This is a genomic window from Undibacterium sp. JH2W (genome assembly GCF_049340425.1).
In the GTDB taxonomy this organism is placed as follows: Bacteria; Pseudomonadota; Gammaproteobacteria; order Burkholderiales; family Burkholderiaceae_D; genus Undibacterium.
The window spans coordinates 145,091-163,341 of record NZ_JBMPOT010000014.1; the positions used below are offsets into that span (position 1 = coordinate 145,091).

At 50.4% G+C, this 18,251-nt stretch carries 13 protein-coding genes; 9 read left to right on the top strand and 4 right to left on the bottom strand.

Features of this window, described 5'->3' with window-relative positions; translation table 11 throughout:
- Window positions 1-41 precede the first annotated feature (41 nt).
- Window positions 42-815, bottom strand: a complete 774-nt coding sequence (locus tag ACO0LC_RS21275; protein ID WP_423006830.1) for an exodeoxyribonuclease III — start codon at window positions 813-815, stop codon at window positions 42-44.
- 137 nt (window positions 816-952) lie between these two features.
- On the opposite strand from ACO0LC_RS21275, the gene ACO0LC_RS21280 reads away from it, so the two are divergent.
- From ACO0LC_RS21280 to ACO0LC_RS21310, 7 genes are all read left to right on the top strand, one after another.
- Window positions 953-1,336 (top strand): hypothetical protein, encoded by a 384-nt coding sequence (locus tag ACO0LC_RS21280; RefSeq protein WP_423006832.1) that lies wholly within the window; start codon window positions 953-955, stop codon window positions 1,334-1,336.
- A 12-nt stretch (window positions 1,337-1,348) separates the two neighbouring features.
- Window positions 1,349-4,360 (top strand): glycosyltransferase, encoded by a 3,012-nt coding sequence (locus ACO0LC_RS21285; RefSeq protein WP_423006834.1) that lies wholly within the window; start codon window positions 1,349-1,351, stop codon window positions 4,358-4,360.
- Window positions 4,361-4,458: 98 nt separating this feature from the next.
- A complete protein-coding gene (pyrE, locus tag ACO0LC_RS21290; protein WP_423006836.1) occupies window positions 4,459-5,127 on the top strand; it encodes an orotate phosphoribosyltransferase in 669 nt (222 codons plus the stop codon).
- 259 nt (window positions 5,128-5,386) lie between these two features.
- The gene (gene gmd / locus ACO0LC_RS21295; protein WP_423006838.1) at window positions 5,387-6,424 is read left to right on the top strand and encodes a GDP-mannose 4,6-dehydratase; all 1,038 of its coding nucleotides are present in this window, start codon (window positions 5,387-5,389) and stop codon (window positions 6,422-6,424) included.
- Window positions 6,408-7,331, top strand: coding sequence for a GDP-mannose 4,6-dehydratase (locus tag ACO0LC_RS21300; RefSeq protein WP_423006840.1), 924 nt, complete (start codon window positions 6,408-6,410; stop codon window positions 7,329-7,331). Before gmd ends, ACO0LC_RS21300 begins: the two co-directional genes overlap by 17 nt.
- Window positions 7,328-8,518 carry a glycosyltransferase family 4 protein gene (locus tag ACO0LC_RS21305; RefSeq protein ID WP_423006842.1) on the top strand — a complete coding sequence of 397 codons (1,191 nt, stop codon included), beginning with the start codon at window positions 7,328-7,330 and terminating at the stop codon, window positions 8,516-8,518. The genes ACO0LC_RS21300 and ACO0LC_RS21305 overlap by 4 nt, the downstream gene beginning before the upstream one ends.
- Window positions 8,519-8,530: 12 nt before the next feature.
- On the top strand, window positions 8,531-9,655 hold the full coding sequence (locus ACO0LC_RS21310) for a glycosyltransferase family 4 protein (protein ID WP_423006844.1): 1,125 nt from the start codon (window positions 8,531-8,533) through the stop codon (window positions 9,653-9,655).
- A gap of 25 nt (window positions 9,656-9,680) precedes the next feature.
- Here ACO0LC_RS21310 and ACO0LC_RS21315 read toward each other — a convergent pair whose 3' ends face one another.
- From ACO0LC_RS21315 to ACO0LC_RS21325, 3 genes are read right to left on the bottom strand one after another with little or no spacing between them, the layout of a single operon-like run.
- Entirely contained in the window at window positions 9,681-10,925 is a 1,245-nt protein-coding gene (locus tag ACO0LC_RS21315) for an ABC transporter ATP-binding protein (protein WP_423006846.1), read from the bottom strand.
- A complete protein-coding gene (locus ACO0LC_RS21320) occupies window positions 10,922-11,716 on the bottom strand; it encodes an ABC transporter permease (protein ID WP_423006848.1) in 795 nt (264 codons plus the stop codon). The genes ACO0LC_RS21315 and ACO0LC_RS21320 overlap by 4 nt, the downstream gene beginning before the upstream one ends.
- Window positions 11,717-11,739: 23 nt before the next feature.
- On the bottom strand, window positions 11,740-13,194 hold the full coding sequence (locus ACO0LC_RS21325) for a mannose-1-phosphate guanylyltransferase/mannose-6-phosphate isomerase (RefSeq protein WP_423006850.1): 1,455 nt from the start codon (window positions 13,192-13,194) through the stop codon (window positions 11,740-11,742).
- 417 nt (window positions 13,195-13,611) lie between these two features.
- Here ACO0LC_RS21325 and ACO0LC_RS21330 point away from each other — a divergent pair, with 417 nt between their 5' ends.
- Window positions 13,612-14,871 carry a class I SAM-dependent methyltransferase gene (locus tag ACO0LC_RS21330; RefSeq protein WP_423006852.1) on the top strand — a complete coding sequence of 420 codons (1,260 nt, stop codon included), beginning with the start codon at window positions 13,612-13,614 and terminating at the stop codon, window positions 14,869-14,871.
- A gap of 1 nt (window position 14,872) precedes the next feature.
- Window positions 14,873-18,238, top strand: a complete 3,366-nt coding sequence (locus tag ACO0LC_RS21335) for a glycosyltransferase family 4 protein (RefSeq protein WP_423006854.1) — start codon at window positions 14,873-14,875, stop codon at window positions 18,236-18,238.
- Window positions 18,239-18,251 lie beyond the last annotated feature (13 nt).

The window sequence follows — 18,251 nt, forward strand, 5'->3', positions numbered from 1 at the left end:
TACAATTGACGGGTATTTTTGTCTGGTTGGAGCAAACAGGCTTACTTGTACTCAATAATCAGGGGGGCATGGTCAGAAAAGCGCGCTTCCTTGTAAATTGACGCCTTGTGCGCTTGTTTACCTATGCCGCTGGTGGCCACATGGTAGTCGATACGCCACCCCACATTATTCGCCCAGGCCTGGCCGCGATTACTCCACCAGGTATACGCCTCGGCTGTGGTTTCAGGATGCAGATGGCGATAGACGTCCAACCAGCCCTGTTCATCAAACAGGCGTGTCATCCAGGCGCGTTCTTCTGGTAAAAAGCCGGAATTCTTTTGATTGCTCTTCCAGTTTTTCAAATCGATTTCTTTGTGGGCAATATTCCAGTCGCCACAAATGACGATTTCCCTGCCTTCAGCGATCAATTGTTGCAGGTGGGGGTAAAACAATTCCATGAAACGGAACTTGGCTTCCTGTCTCTCAGGGGAGGAGGAGCCAGAAGGGCAGTACAGGGAAATCACCGACAAGTTGCCAAAATCACAGCGCACATAACGGCCTTCAGCATCGAATTCAGGGCTGCCAAAGCCGATGACGACGGCATCTGGTTCTTTTTTGCTGTAAACACCGACACCGGAATAGCCTTTTTTCTCGGCATAGTGAAAATGCCCGTGATACTTGTGCGGATTCAGGAAGTCTGGCGTCATGTCCGCTTCCTGGGCTTTCAGCTCTTGCACGCAGACTACATCGGGATTTTCCTTCTGCATCCATTCAAAAAAGCCTTTTTTTGCAGCTGAGCGTATGCCATTTAAATTGGCAGAGATAATTTTGGTCATGATTTTTTGAGAAATAGTCAAAAATTGGCTTCAGCATAGCAGATATACAAAAGCCTGATTAAGTTTGCCAGGGTCTGTAAAGCCGCATAGTTTATACTTGCGTTCTTTTTCCACCTGAATCCCTTTCCCGATACATCATGAATGAAAAGCAATTACGTGCAGAGCTTGATGCAGTGTATGCCAGTACCTCCTGGAAAGTGACCGCACCATTCAGATATGTAGTTGGGAAAATAATTGCCATAAAGAACACGAAACAGAATATGCGTAGCCTGGCAGGACGCATGATACGTCGTGTAGTGGCCATACCCGGCATTAAAAATATGGCATTACGAGTATTGCAATATTTCCCGGGTATAGAGCGCAGGATCAGAAAGAGTATGCAACCCAGACTGGCGCCCCAAGTCGTCTCGGCGGGCAAGCAAACACTGGAAGCACCCAAACACCTCAATGATTCACGCCTGTCGGCCAAAGCACAAATCATCTTCAACAAACTTCAAACTGAAATAATTCGTCAAGAATAAACAGGTTACCAGATGCGTATTCTCATTGATTTACAGGCCTGCCAGTCAACTGGCAGCCGTCATCGCGGCATAGGCAGATATTCACTGGCCCTGGCGCAGGCGATGGCAAGCAATGCTGGCAACCATGAAGTGCACTTGCTGTTAAACAGCCTGTTCGCTGATAGCCTGGAACCCGTCAGACTCGCCTTTGAGCAATTGGTCGCGCCTCAGCATATCCATTACTGGAAAAGCCCTGGCCCTGTCAGTGAGCTGGACCATCGTAACCGCTGGCGTACCCGCGCCGGTGAACTGGTACGCGAGCAAGCCCTGGCAGAGTGGCGACCAGATATCGTCCATGTCAGCAGTCTGTTTGAAGGCTTGACCGATGATGCACTGAGCAGTGTGGGCTTGAATGGCGAGTATCAGCCCACTGCTGTCACACTGTATGACTTGATCCCCCTGATTAACGCCAACCCCTATCTGGAAAACGCGCAGGTAAAGGCCTGGTATTTGAGAAAAATCCAGGCACTCAAGCGCGCTGATTTATTGCTGGCAATCTCGGCTTCATCCAGGCGCGAAGGCCTGGAGTGTTTGCATTTGCCGCCTGACCGTATCGTGAATATTTCATCGGCAGTGGACGACAGGTTTTATGTACAAGATCCTGATCCTGTGGTCTTGCAGGGAATTAAAAATCGTTTTGGTTTGCAGCGCCCTTATGTGATGTATACCGGTGGCATTGATTTGCGAAAAAATGTAGAAGCATTGATACGTTCTTTCGCCAAACTGCCTCTTGACGTACGCAAGAATTATCAGTTGGCCATTGTTTGCAGTGTCCAGGATGCAGACCGTGTGCGTTTGCAAAAACTGGCAGCGGATGCTGGCCTGGCCAGCAATGACGTGATCCTGACCGGCTATGTTGCAGATGAAGATTTGCCTTTGCTGTACCACGCTTGCACATTATTTGTCTTCCCATCCTGGCATGAGGGTTTTGGTTTGCCAGCGCTGGAAGCCATGTCTTGCGGCGCACCAGTGATTGCTTCCAATACCAGTAGCTTGCCTGAAGTGATAGGCCGCGAAGATGCCTTGTTCAACCCTTACGATGAGCAAGCCATTACCGGAAAAATGCTGAGCGCCCTGAAAGACGAAAACTATTTACAGAGTTTGCGTGAGCATGGCGTACAGCAAGCGAAGAAATTCTCCTGGGATGCATCGGCAAAAACTGCCATTACTGCATTCGAGGCGCAACATGAGTATCAGCGTAGCAGGCAGGCGGTATTCGTCAGCCAGTTGCAAGACCAGATCAAGCCACGCCTGGCCTATTTTTCGCCATTGCCACCTGAGCGTTCCGGCATTGCTGACTTCAGTGCAGAACTCTTGCCTGAACTGGCAGTGTATTACGACATAGAGTTGATCGTTGACCAGCAAGAAATTGGTGACCCCTGGCTGGCCGCCAATTTCCCTGTGCGTTCATGGCAATGGTTTGAACAGCATGCAGACCGCTATCAAAGAGTGCTGTATAACCTTGGCAATTCTACTTATCACACTTATATGCTGGATATGCTGGCGCGTCATCCCGGCATCGTCGTCTTGCATGATTTTTTCTTGAGTGGATTGCTGGCACATCTGGATATGACGGCAGAACGCCCGCAAGTCTGGGCCCAGGCCTTATATGAATCCCATGGTTTGCAGGCTCTGCTGGAAACAAAAAATACCGAAGACCTGAGTCAGATCATTTGGAAATATCCTTGCAATTATCAAATGCTCGATGCCGCACAGGCGGTGATCGTGCATTCGGAATTTTCCATGAAGCTGGCAAGACAATGGTATGGTGAGCAGGCGACAGAAAACTGGACCCGCGTTCCCCATATGCGCAAGCTGCCGTATCAATCGGAACGTCAGTCGGCACGCGCTAGTCTGGGCTTGGCTGAAGATGATTTCCTGATGTGTTCCTTTGGCTTGATGGGGCCAACCAAGTTGAATCATCTGGTGTTGGAAGCCTGGTTGCAATCTCCCATGGCCAAGGACCGCCGTTGCCATCTGGTCTTTGTTGGTAAGAACGATGGCGGCAAGTACGGCATGCAGTTATTGCAAGATATCAAAGAGCGTGGCTTGGCAGACCGCATCATCATTACCGGTTTTGCTGATCCTGACTTGTTCCAGACTTATTTACACGCTGCCGATGCTGGCGTGCAATTGCGCGGTCTCTCACGTGGTGAGTCTTCGTATACGGTGCTGGACTGCATGGCCTATGGTATTCCTACCATTATCAATAGCAATGGTGCCATGGCAGAATTGCCAGGCGATGCGCTGATCAAGCTCGATGATGAAGTAGACCTCACCAGCTTGCTTGAAAAAATGGTGGAACTCAGGACCACTCCAGCGCTCAGAAAAGAACTGGGTGCCAAGGCGATTGCCTATATGCACCAATACCATGTGCCACATAAGGTGGGTCGACAATATTTTGATTTTGTTGAACTGGCTTATAGAAATGCACCTGCCAGCCGGTTTGAAAGAACTTTGAACAGCATTGCCAAACTGGCAGGGCCTCCGACTGAAGCAGATTTAATCTCATTGGCAAGCAACCTGGTCGCCAATCAGGCCAAGCCTGCCTGTGCGCGTGCCTTGTTTGATATTCAGGCGCTACAGGCAGCTTTGCCTGAGCCCGTCTTACAGGCAGTGCTGGCACAGATGATAGTCAGCACGCCGCGGTTCTGGCGTTGCGAACTGGTGCGCTCAGAGCATACATTGCTGCGTTATGCCAATGGACTTGCTTGTCAAATGCTGGAATTACCAGCTTTGTGCAATCACGATGAAGCAATCGACTTGCGTAGTACAGACGTGTTTGTCAAAGTGCGTACTGTGCCCGAAAAACAGGTATTAATAAAAGAGCAATCCAATACGCATATTGCACAATTGATGAGCGAGATGGGTGTTTCTATACTGGAGATATCTGTCGAGGCGACCCCAGGCAGCAAACTGGCGGATGGCAGTGGGGAAATAGAAAAATTGGCAAGTGCCTGGTGGCAGAAAATTCTGCAACATTAGGCATTTTATGGCGTGCTATGCTTGCTTATGTAGGTTTATACAGGTATGCATGGCAGGTTTTTACTTGAAATTTACATTGATAAAATTAGGGCAAATATATGTCAACAAGTCTGAGGCAGGAATTCATCCAATTTGCGGTAGAGGCCGGCGTGCTGAAATTTGGCAGTTTTGTCACCAAGGCCGGGCGCACTTCCCCCTATTTCTTTAATGCTGGCTTGTTTAATGATGGTGCCAACCTAGGGCGCATCGCTGATTTCTATGCGCAAACCTTGCTTGATTCCGGCATAGAATTTGATATGTTGTTCGGCCCCGCCTATAAGGGTATTACCCTGGCATCGGCAACGGCGGTGGCGCTGGCGCGCAAGGGGCGCAATGTGGCTTTTGCCTATAACCGCAAGGAAGCCAAGGATCATGGCGAGGGTGGCAATATTGTTGGTGCCAAACTGGCTGGCAAGGTCGTCATCATTGATGATGTGATCTCAGCCGGTACTTCAGTACGTGAGTCGGTGGAAATGATACGCGCAGCGGGTGCCACGCCTTGTGCTGTACTGATTGCGCTGGATCGCATGGAGCGCTCTGGCAAGGATGATGCCTTGTCTGCCCACTCAGCTGCACAGGAAGTTGGCTTGGCCTATGATATGCCAGTCGCTGCCATCGCCAATCTAAATGATTTATTTGATTATTTGTCCATAGCAGGCACCAACGAGCAATTGGCGCAGTATAAAGATGCTGTGGAGCAATATCGACAGCATTATGGTGCTGCCTAAGGCAAAAACCTGGATGGTATTGCCATGATTTGACCTGTCTGGGCTGAGTGGGAAGTCCAAGCCTGAATGATGGCATTATCTAAATGCCATCTTTTACATGCGCTTGCATTAAATTTCCGCAGTGCGGCGAGCACTCATTGTATACTGCTCAACTGTAGACAGATTGTGACCGCTGTCACAGATAAATTCAAACTGGCGGTCCAGTATCTGGTTAAAAGTAGAATTTTGAATGTTCGCTGCTGCGAAGAGGTTTTCTTGAATGAGTAAAAAAGCGTTAATCACTGGTATTACTGGTCAGGACGGAGCCTATCTGGCTCAATTGCTATTGGAAAAAGGCTATACCGTTTACGGCACTTATCGCCGTACCAGTTCAGTCAATTTTTGGCGCATAGAAGAGTTGGGGATTGCTACACACCCGGCATTGCATCTGGTTGAATACGATCTCACCGATTTGTCGGCCAGCATACGCCTGTTGCAAAATACCGGCGTGACTGAAGTATATAACCTGGCAGCGCAAAGTTTCGTTGGGGTGTCTTTTGAACAGCCATTGACGACGACTGAAATCACGGGCATCGGTGCTTTAAACTTGCTGGAAGCAATTCGCATCGTGAATACCGAGATTCGCTTTTACCAGGCATCGACTTCTGAAATGTTTGGCAAGGTACAAGCCGTACCGCAAATTGAATCGACACCGTTTTATCCACGCAGCCCGTATGGCGTGGCCAAATTGTATGCACACTGGATGACGATCAATTATCGTGAATCTTATGGCATCTTTGGCTGCAGCGGCATCTTGTTCAATCATGAGTCGCCATTGCGTGGCCGTGAATTCGTGACACGTAAGATCACTGATTCTGTCGCCAAGATCAAACTCGGTAAACTCGATGTACTTGAACTCGGCAATATGGATGCCAAGCGTGACTGGGGTTTTGCCAAGGAATATGTAGAAGGCATGTGGCGCATGCTGCAGGCGGATAAGCCAGATACTTTTGTTTTGGCCACCAACCGCACGGAAACCGTACGCGATTTTGTCACCATGGCTTTCAAAGCGGCAGACATACAATTGCACTGGTCGGGTGCTGGCGAGAATGAAACTGCCTCATGCGCAAAAACCGGCAAATTGCTGGTACGCGTGAATCCCAAATTCTACCGCCCTGCCGAAGTCGAGCTCTTGATCGGTGATCCGGCCAAGGCCAAAAATGTACTGGGATGGGAACCCAAGACAACACTGGAAGAATTGTGCCAGATGATGGTCGATGCCGACTTGCGACGCAATGAGAATGGCGCATCCTTCTGAAATGTCGACTACTCCACGCGCCCTGATAACAGGTATAAAAGGTTTTACCGGGCGTTATCTGGCGCAGGAATTGAGCAAGGCTGGATATCAGGTATTCGGCACTACCCATGGCAAGGAAACACAAAGCCCGGGACATTATGCGGTAGATTTGTGTGACAGGCAGGGCTTGCGTGTAGCACTGCAAGAGATACAACCTGATATCGTTGCACACCTGGCTGCCATTTCCTCGGTCGTGCATGGCGATGTTGATGAAATCTATCGCGTCAATGTCGTGGGGACACGCAATTTGCTGGAAGCTCTGGCAGCACTGGACAAGAAACCGCGCGCGGTGCTGGTAGCGAGTAGCGCCAATATCTATGGCAATTCCAGGGCAGAAGTGCTGACTGAAACTGAACCTGCCATGCCTGCCAATGACTATGCTATCAGCAAGCTGGCAATGGAGCATGTGGCACGCTTGTGGATGGACAAACTGCCCATCATCGTGACCCGGCCCTTTAATTATACGGGTGTAGGTCAGACTGAAAATTTCCTGCTGCCTAAAATCATCAATCATTACCGCCGTAGGGCAAGCGACATTGAATTGGGTAATCTTGATGTCGCCAGGGATTTTTCTGATGTGCGCACGGTAGCTATAGCTTATTCACGCTTGCTGGAAAAAGCCCCCGCTGGCGAGACATTCAATATCTGTTCCGGTGTGGCTTACAGCCTGCGCGAAGTTTTGCAGATGGCCAGTGAACTGGCTGGCTATGAGATCAAGGTCAGTGTCAATCCCGCCTTTGTGCGCGCCAATGAAGTCTATAAACTGATAGGTGATGCCCATCGTTTGCAGGCTTGCATAGGTGAGTTGCCGCCCATAGCTTTGCGCGATACGCTGGCGTGGATGCTGCAACATGAGGCCACTGCATGAATATCGTGCTGTCAATAGAAGCGATCAACCCGCCCCTGGCTGGCATAGGTCGCTACGCCTGGGAGTTGGCAACGCGTTTGCCAGCCCAGGCAAATATTGACTCAGTAAGATATCTGTCAGATGGTTTCTGGCGCAGCTTGCCTGATTATGATTTGTCTGGTTCACGTGATTATTCTGCCTTGAGCGTCAAGTCTTTTGAGCCTGTACGCTTGAGTTATAAGGCAAGATTGCGCCAGCAGCTTGGTCGCATGCGTTTCTTTTCGCAATGGTATGGCAAGCTCATGCCGGTCCTCGCCGGGCAACGCTTGAACCGTTTGTCAAACGCGATTTTTCATAGCCCCAATTATTTTGTCCCCAAATGCAATTTGCCCAGCCTGGTGACTTTGCACGATCTTTCCATTTATCGTTACCCACAGTGGCATCCCAAGACCAGGATAGAGCGTGCTCTCGCTTCCATCCCGCAATCTGTGGAGCGGGCGAGCCTGGTATTAACTGATTCACAGGCAACACGCCTGGAAGTCATGCAGCATTTCAGCCTGGGGCAGGAAAAGGTAGTTGCCATTCCCTTGGGCGTGGATGACTTGTTCCATCCATACAAGGCAGAAGAAACGGCACCGATATTGCAGCAAATTGGTTTGCAGCCCAATGGCTATAGTTTTTTTGTTTCCACCATAGAACCACGCAAGAACCTAGGCAATTTGCTGGCGGCTTATCGTGCCCTGCCCATGGAGATACGTCAGCGCTGGCCTTTGGTATTGGCAGGTGGTGCGGGCTGGCAAAGCGATGACATCCATGATGAGATTGCCAAAGGGCAGAGTGAAGGCTGGTTAAAGTACCTGGGCTTTATTGATCAGCATTGGCTGCCGGTTTTATATGCTGGTTGCCGTTTGTTTACTTATCCATCCTGGTATGAGGGCTTTGGTTTACCGATAGCCGAGGCCATGGCCAGTGGCGTGCCAGTGCTGACTTCCAATTGTTCTTCCATGCCAGAAGTGGCAGGTGGTGCTGCCATGCTAGTCGAGCCGGGTGATGTGGACAGCATACGCGATGGTTTGCTAAAAGCCCTGCAAGATGAAGACTGGCGCACTACCGCCATTGCACGTGGTTTGCAACGAGCCGCAGAACTGAATTGGGAAGCCTGTGTGCAAAACACGGTCGCTGCTTACCGCATGGTCAATACCGGATAAGGGTGGCGCACAGTGAAAGTCCTGCACTTCTACCGCACTTATTATCCCGACACCTTTGGTGGCGTTGAGCAAGTCATACGCCAGATGGCGGTGGGTACGACACGTCTGGGGGTGGAAAACGAAGTGCTGACACTGACTCGTGATACAGACCGTCCCTTGATAGAATTTGAAGGGCACAAGGTACACCGGGCGCATTTGAATTTTGAAATTGCATCTACCGGTTTTTCCTGGTCGGCACTGTCACGCTTTGTTGATCTGGCCAAGCAGGCGGATGTCGTGCATTACCATTTCCCCTGGCCTTTCATGGATATTGCCCATTTTCTTGGGCGTGTCAAAACACCCAGTGTGGTGACTTACCATTCGGATATCGTCAGGCAAAAATATCTGCTCAAACTGTACGCACCGCTCAAACATCAGTTTTTACGTGATGTCGACCGCATTGTTGCTACCTCCCCCAATTATCTGGCGACCAGCCCTACATTGGGCTTGTACAAGAACAAGACCGAGGTTATTACCTATGGTCTGGATCATAGTATTTATCCAGTACCAGGTGAAGATTTACTGGCACATTGGCGTCAGCGGGTAGGTGAGAATTTTTTCCTGTTTGTTGGCATGCTGCGCTATTACAAGGGCTTGCATATCTTGCTGGAAGCGGCGGCAGGCACCGACATTCCCATCGTCATCGTAGGTGACGGCCCGGAAGAAATAGAACTCAAGCGTCAGGCGCAACAATTGCAATTGACGAATGTCCATTTCCTCGGTGCCTTGCCGGAACCTGACAAGGTTGCCTTGCTGACACTGTGCTATGCCCTGGCGTTTCCTTCTCACTTGCGCTCAGAGGCGTTTGGTATTTCACTGCTGGAAGGTGCGATGTATGGCAAGCCCATGATTTCCAGTGAAATCGGGACTGGTACGACGTATATCAACGTCGCTGGCCAGACTGGCCTGGTGGTGCCACCGAGTGATCCGGCTGCTTTCCGCCAAGCCATGGAGTATCTGCTGGCACATCCGCAGCAAGCTGCCGAGATGGGCAAGAATGCCCGCCAGCGTTATCTGGATTTATTTACAGCCGAAAAAATGGCGGGTAACTATGCCCGCCTGTATCAAGAAATCATAGATCAGCATCAGCATAGATAAAACATGCTGATGCCTTCAGTACTGTTTAACTTGGGTCCAGTTTCTTGATCTGGAATTCACCACGTAACCAGTTGCTGCCTATGAATTGCGGGTAGTTGACATTGATGACGTCAAATACCAGCAAATTATCTGACCATTCATAGTTTTCTTCGAGGTGAGTCTCGGCCTTGGTCAAGGCCGTTGTTACCGAGTAGGATCCTGGCCCCAGCGGGCAGACAAAGGGCAGTACAAATTCCATGGTATCACCGGCCTGCATACCATGTTGCACCTGGCCAGTGTGCCAGGTATTAGTGCCCCAGATGACGCTACCCTGTTTGTCACGCAGCATCAGGCCAAGTACCAGTTCAGGGATGTTGGTGCGTAACTGGACTTCGATGACCAGTTTCACTTTTTGCCCAACCTGAGCGGCAGCAAGGACTTGATCGCTCTCCTGGTCGCGCAGGCTGAGTTTGGTGACGCTGGCCTGGCCTGTACCTGAGCGTGTCTGCAGCCAGCCCTGCTCATTGCGCTGCTGCTCGATTTCCAGTTTTTCGTTTTCCTTGCGGGCGATCATGGCATTGTAGAAATCCACGACTTCGTCAGGGGCGCCTTGTTTGAGCACACTCCCTTTGTCGATCAGGATCACATGGTCACACAGGCTGCGCACTTCAGTCATGCCATGGGTGACCAGGATTATGGAGGTACCTTGCTCCTTGAATTGACGTATGCGGTCAAAACTGCGATGCTGGAAATAACTGTCACCAACAGACAGGATTTCATCGACGATGAGCACATCCGGGCGTACTGCAGTCGCGACTGCAAAGGCCAGGCGCGCTTGCATGCCGCTGGAATATACGCGCAAAGGTTGATCGAAGAAATCACCAATTTCAGCAAAACTTTCTATGCCGGGCATGAGCTGGTCGAGTTGCTGACCACTGAGCCCCATCAAGCCGCCAGCCATGTAGGCATTTTGCCGGCCTGAGAATTCCGGGTTGAACCCCAGTCCCAATTCCAGCATGGCACTGACACGGCCATGTACGGCGATATGACCTTTGGTTGGTCTTACCGTACCGGTAATCATCTTTAGCAGGGTACTTTTACCTGCTCCATTCTGCCCTATGATGGCAACAGCTTGTCCGGCCGGTACTTGAAAACTGATATCCCGGTTGGCCCAGTATTCATAGGCTGGTTTGACTGGCAAGCCAGCCCAATGCATGAGCCGGGCCAGCAAGCCATTAAACTTGGCGTAGCATTTTCCTACGCTTTCTACACTTAATACAATCTGACTCATAGCGCATCCACCAGATCCGCACTGGCACGCCGGAAGATCCAAAAAGAAAATATAAACAGGCCTGCTGACAGCAGGAAAGGAGTCAACAGATCAGCCCAGACTGGTGTGGTACCGTACAGCATGGCATTTTGGTAAATCTTGACCAGTGCTGTCATGGGATTCAAACTCAGCATTGCTGTAAATTGTTTAGGCAGCGCATTGCTTTGATACACGACAGGAGTGAACCAGAACCAGAGTTGCAAGACTATGCCCATGACCTGACCGACGTCGCGTGAAAACACATTCAATAAACCAAGCACGATACCCAGACCAAAAGCAAACATGACGATGAGCAGCATGCCTATCGGCAGTATCAGCCAGGCCAGGGTTGGCATGTGGCCAAAGAACAAAAAGACGACCGCGATCGCTGCCAGCAAGAGCAAGTGATTCAACAAAGCACTGCCGCCGACGATCAGTGGTAGACACAGGCGCGGGAAGGCAATTTTTTTCAGGGTATTTGAATAGTCGATAAATACCGTGGTGCAGCGCGTAATGATTTCAGAAAACAAACCCCAAGCAGACATGCCTGCCATCAGGTAAATGGCATAGGCCGATTTGCTGTCCGTGTTTGGCATTTTGCTGGCGAGCACCTCAGACAAAACAATGGCAAAGATGGTCGCCTGGGCCAGGGGATTTAATATCATCCACAAAGCACCCAGCTTGCTGCGGGCAAAGCGACCGGAGAACTCGGCCTTGATGGACGACAGGATAAAATGGCGGTAATGCCATAGGGAAATAAGTACAGCTTTCAAAGCTTGCTTTCTTTAGTGAGGTATCAGCCTGCGACACGACCATATATATCGTCAAAACGGACGATGTCGTCTTCGCCAAGATAGGCACCGGATTGTACTTCTATTAATTCCAAATCAGTCTGTCCCGGATTTTCCAGCCTGTGCTTGACGCCCAAAGGAATGTAGGTGGACTGATTGGCAACCAGCGTCATGACGTCTTCACCGCGGGTGACCAGGGCAGTGCCACTGACAACTATCCAGTGCTCGGCTCTGTGATTATGCATTTGCATGGACAGGCGGCCTCCAGGTTTGACGACGATGCGCTTGACCTGGAAATGTTCACCGCTATCAACGGAATCATAATGACCCCAGGGGCGGTAGACTTTGCGGTGGTTATCTGTCTGGGTATAGTTCTCATCCTTGAGACGGGTGACTACACGTTTGATGTTTTGGGTATTGGCTTTATTGGTGACCAGCACTGCGTCTGGTGTTTCGACGACGATGACATCTTCCAGCCCCAGGCAGGCGACCAGGCGACTGTCCGAGATCACCAGGCAGTTACGTGAATCTTCCAGCAAGACGTCGCCATGGGCCGTGTTACCGTTGCCATCCTTGTCGGATACTTGCCAGACTGCATCCCAGGCACCGACGTCGGACCAGCCAGCATTGAGGGGAATGACATAGCCAGGAATATGCAAGTTGCTATCCTTGGCCAGTTTTTCCATGACAGCATAATCAATGGAATCTGAAGGGCAGGACAAGAATGCATCCTTGTCCACCCGCACAAAGTCACAGTCTATGCTGGCCTTGTCCATGGCTTGCTGGCAGGCGGCATACATGGCTGGATGGAAATGGGCTATGGCTTTCAGCCAGGTCGTGGCACGCATCATGAAAATGCCGCTATTCCATAAATGGCGTCCACCCTCCAGGTATTGCTGTGCCACTTCCAGTACAGGCTTTTCTACAAAGGCTTGCAATTCACGTACGGCAGTGCCGGGCAGTTGATCGCCGGTCTGTATATAACCATAGCCAGTTTCTGGCCTATCAGGAACGATGCCAAAAGTGACCATGGCACCATCAATCGCCTGTTGCAAGCCATGTTGTATGGCTTGATGGAAACCCTGCTTGTCATTAATGACATGGTCGGCTGGCATGACCAGCAAGACAGCGTCGCCAGCGCCGGCAACGGCAGACAAGGCTGCCAGTGTCAGGGCCGGTGCAGTATTGCGACCGCTAGGTTCCAGCAACAAGCTGCAATCACTGAATCCCGCTACGCGCAGTTGTTCTGCCGTGATGAAGCGGTATTCTTCATTGCAGACCACGATCATTTTCTGGGCGACGCCTATGCTGCCTGAAAAATCCCTTACCCGCGTGGCTGTTGCCTGCAACATGGTTTCTTCGCCTATCAGGGCAAGTAATTGTTTTGGGTGTTTTTCACGCGATAGCGGCCACAACCTGGTTCCGGAACCCCCGGAGAGAATGACGGGCTGTAATAACATGTTAACTTTCTTGTTTTCTTTGCCGTTTGGCAGATAATTATAAAATATAAATCTTTTGCAATTTGCAGCCTATGCATGTCTGTTCAGAGTGCGGCGGATGTGCGCTGACGCTGAATAGGCTAAACTGACGGCATCCGGGGGCTACTCGATAGTCTGGCAAACAGAACGTGAAACTTGCAGCGGAACTGACATTTTGTAGAAACACTGCTGGCAGTAATAAAACCGTCGCAGTTTACATCATCATTTATACTTCTACTCCTTTTTGCGGTTCAAAAACTGATCATTTGCCGCCAATTATGAATAAATTACCCTGATTATATGGCGATACAGAACAAATCCGAATCCGAAAGCAAGCAGTTGGCTGAAAAGGCCAGTGTCATACAGCATCACAGAAGGCATTCCCTTCCTTCGCACACCATGACAGAACAAATGGTGGTGGAACAGCCAAGGGCAAGTGAGGCAGTCGCCAATTCCGATAGTCAGGAAGTAGTCCAGCCTGAGCCAGTAGTCACCTTACAGGAAGCTGCTCCAGCACCGCCAGCAGATGGACTGAAGCAAAAAATTCGTCGCATACCAGTGCTGGGGTATGCGCTGGCCTGGTTTAACGCATTATTACGCTTGCCCCGTACGCGTTTTCAGACTGAGATGGAGTTGGCTAAATTGCAATGGGCTGTTGATGCTTCGCAAGGGAAAATAGTCGAGTTGCAGCAGCAATTGCAGTTGCAAAACCATGAACAGCTTCAAAGAATTGCCGAACTGGAAGCATGTCAATCTGGTCTACGTCTGGATCAGTATGATGCGCTCGATATTGGTGAGCGCCTGATGCAACTGGATCGTTTGCAAATCGCAAGGCAACTGCGTTCGGTCAATCTGATGATGCGTAATAGCCTGCAAGTTGCGAGTGCACCTCATAGTTCGTCCGCAATTGAGAGCCTGGGACCGGACAATAGCCCGGCCCATGCACCAGCAACACTGGCAGCAACAGTCATACAGCGTCCCGCCAGCAGTTTCGACCAGGATCAGTTTTACCTGGAATTTGAGGCCTTATTCCGTGGTTCGCGGGCAGATATCAAACAGCGTTTGCAGGTTTATTTGCCGTATTTGTCACATATCAGCGAGCAAGCCAAAGACGCCCGCAAAATGGTCATCGATGTTGGCTGTGGTCGTGGTGAGTGGCTGGAATTGCTTGATGAACAGGGTATCCCTGCCATGGGGGTGGATATGAATATCTCCATGGTAAATGCCTGTCTGGATCAGGGGTTCCTGGTGCGTCATGCGGACGCGATCGCTTATCTGCGTGAGCAGCCCGCTGGCAGCGTAGGTGCAGTAACTGGCTTCCAAATCATAGAACATTTACCGTTTGAGCAATTGATAGCGCTGTTTGATGCGGCTCATCATGCACTGTGCCCAGGTGGCGTGATTATTTTTGAAACACCCAATCCAGAAAATCTCAAGGTCGGTGCCTGCAATTTTTATTTCGACCCTACCCATTTGCATCCCATTGTTCCGCAAGTGGCAGAATTCATGGCAAGGCAGCGCGGCTTTGCACATGCCGAGATTTTACGCCTGCACCCTTATCCCGATGACCATATGCTGCATGGTGGTACGGAGGTCGAAGCCTTGCTGAATAAGGAATTATTTGGTCCCCAGGATTATGCAGTCATAGGTCGTAAATAAGATGCAGATACATCAATTCAGCCCCTCTTGCGGCAGGGGTGACGGCGTCAGTAATGGCATGTTCTTTACTCGTAAGCTGTTACGGGAAATGGGTTTTTCATCCGACATTTATTGTGATATGGTACAAGACGAGGTGCGAGATGAAGTCTTGTCTATCAAGGAACTGCAGCTCTCCAGCGAGGATATCTTGCTGGTGCATCATAGCCTGGGTTATGAAAACTCGGCCTGGCTGAAAGAGATCAAGGCGCGCAAGGTACTGGTCTATCACAATATTACGCCTCCCCAATTTTTGCCAGACAATGGCTTGCCCGAGTTGAGTCTATTGGGAACCAGGCAATTGGCATTGTGGGCACAAGATTTCGAGGCGGCGATAGGAGATTCAGAATTGAATAGTTCTGAATTACGTGCTGCCAATTACGCCAGGGTGACAACTATCCCTTTGCTGGTGGATGTCAGGCGCTGGCAACAACACAGCTATAACAGCCAGCTCATCGCCAGCTTGCGCGATGCGCATAATATTTTATTTGTCGGTCGCTTATGCGAGCATAAACATCAATTGCAATTGCTGGAGATGTTTGAGGAATTACGCTATCTTTCCAGACAACCAGTACGCCTGATACTGGCAGGCGGTGTGACCAGCCTGCCTTATGAAGCAGAAGTACGTGCACGCATCACCGCCATGAAACTGGATGGACAGGTGCTGATGACAGGCAAGGTTACTGAAGAAGACTTGCTGGCCCTGTACCGCAGTGCCGATGCGTATGTCAGCCTGAGTGAACATGAAGGTTTTGGCATGCCATTGATCGAGGCCATGCTGCATGACGTGCCGGTGATCGCCCGTGCCACGGAAGGTGTCAGTGCTACCATGGGGCAGGCCGGTATTTTGCTGGATGCCAGTGTCAGCTCTGCGACCTGCGCTGCCCATGTGCAAATGGTATTGAGTGAGCCAGCGCTGCGTCGTCGCATCATTGCCAGCCAGCGGCAAAATATTCAGCGTTTTTCACGTGAGCAGATACAAGCAAGTCTGCAAGCATTTCTGCAAGACCTGGGTGTGCAACTACCTCATGCACCAGTTTTTGCAAGCGAAGCGCAAGCTGCATTGTGGCAGCTGGAAGGGCCTTTCGATTCCAGTTATAGCCTGGCTATCGTCAATAGAGAATTGGTACGTGGCCTGGCGTCACTTGATATACCTGAGCTGCAACTGGGTTTGCGTAGTCGTGAAGGGCATGGAGATTTTCCTGCATCAGCAGAATTTTTGGCTAGCAATCCAGATCTTGCCGGCATGCAAACGACGGCTATGCAAGCTGCGAAAATGCCGGATGTGGTTTTGCGCAACTGCTATCCGCCAACGCTGGATGATATGCCTGCCCGTGTCAGGGTCGTCAATTCTTATGGTTGGGAAGAAACCGGTTTTCCTCAGGATTTTGTCAATGAGTTCAACCGCAAGCTGGACCTGGTTCTGGTGGTGTCGCGCTTTGTTGGCAAGGTCTTGCGCGACAATGGTGTGCGCATACCGATTGCGGCCGTGGGCAATGGCGTAGATCATGTATTGAGAGACGCCGCCGCCCCTGTCTCTACCAGTGTATTAAGCAGCTTGAAGACCTATCGTTTCTTGCATGTCTCTTCCTGCTTCCCGCGCAAGGGGCCAGATGCCTTGCTGGCGGCTTATGGTCAGGCATTTCGGGATAGCGATGATGTCAGTCTCGTCATCAAGACCTTTCCTAACCCGCATAATGATGTGATCGCACAACTCGCTGCGTTGCAGGCAGATGATGTGCATTTTCCGCATGTACATATCATCATGGATGATTATACGCAGGCGCAAATGCGTGGTTTGTATGAGATCAGTGATGCCGTGGTGGCACCTAGTCGTGGTGAAGGTTTTGGCTTGCCTGTTGCAGAAGCCATGCTGCTTAAATTGCCAGTGATTACCACGGCATGGAGCGGGCAAATGGACTTTTGCGATGCCAGCAGGGTGTGGCTGTGTGACTATCATTTTGCCAAATCCGGTTCCCACTTCAGCGCCATGCATTCAGCCTGGGTCAATCCTGATATAGCGCATCTGGCGAGCCTGATGAAAGAAGTCTACTCCAGTCCTGCAGAGATGATCGCTGCCAGGACCGAAGCAGCTCATGCCTATATCTCGGCGAACTATGCCTGGTCAGATGTGGCCCGCAGATCGCGTTCGGCAATCGCCGCACTGGAGCAGCAGCCCCTGTTGCGTAAGGAGCCGCGCATAGGCTGGATCAGTACCTGGAATGCGCGTTGTGGTGTGGCATCGTATTCTGCTTTTTTAACGGCGGGTATTCCTGCTGACAGAATAGTTTATCTGAGTAGTCATATCCCTGAAAGAACTACACGTGATGGCCATAATGTGATCCGTACCTGGGATGCCAGCCTGGATGAGAACCTGGAATACGTCCATCTGAACATACAAGAGCAAGAACTGGATGCCATTGTCATTCAATATAATTTCGGTTTCTTTTCACTGAGCGCATTGGCCGATTTGATATGTCGCATGAAGGAGGCCGGTAAAGCGGTGTATGTCTTCTTCCATTCCACCGCCGATGTGCCACATGATGATGGCCTGATTTCCCTGGCGACGATCACCAGAGAATTACAATTGGCAGATCGCCTGTTTGTACATGGTATTGATGACATGAACAGGCTCAAGGGATATGGGGTGACTGATAATCTGTTATTTTTCCCTCAGGGATTAATGCCTACCCTGACTGATACAGCGAACCGTGTCGATGCCCGTCACTTGCAAGGGAAAACCGTGATTGCCGCTTATGGCTTTCTGTTGCCCCACAAAGGCATACAGGCACTGATCAAAGCCTTTGGCAAATTGCGCGAACAGGAAGGCGGCGAGCAGTATCATTTGTTGCTGGTGACCTCTCTTTATCCGGTTGGTTTGTCGGAAGGCGAATATCATCTGTGCCGTCGTCTCATGTATGAATCCAATCTGGAAGCACATGTGACTTTCCTGTCTGAATATTTGACCGATGAAGTAAGTCAGTCCTGGTTGCAACAGGCTGATCTGATTGTTTATCCTTATCAAAAAACACAGGAGTCATCCAGTGCTGCGGTACGCATGGGACTGGCATCGGGCCGTCCAGTAGCAGTCACGCCCTTATCGATTTTTGATGATGTCAAAGATGCCGTGCATGTCTTGCCGGGAACCGACCCTGATGCGATAGCTGAAGGGATTGCTGCGATTTTACAAGATACTCAGGTCTTGAAAGAAAAGGCAGTGCAGGCAAAGGCATGGACATCCACCAGGCAGTGGCCAGCTTTGTCGCAGCGCCTGCTGAACATTATTGACGGTATCGCCAATGCACTCGACACTGATACTGGGCGAATATAGATAACGATGCATG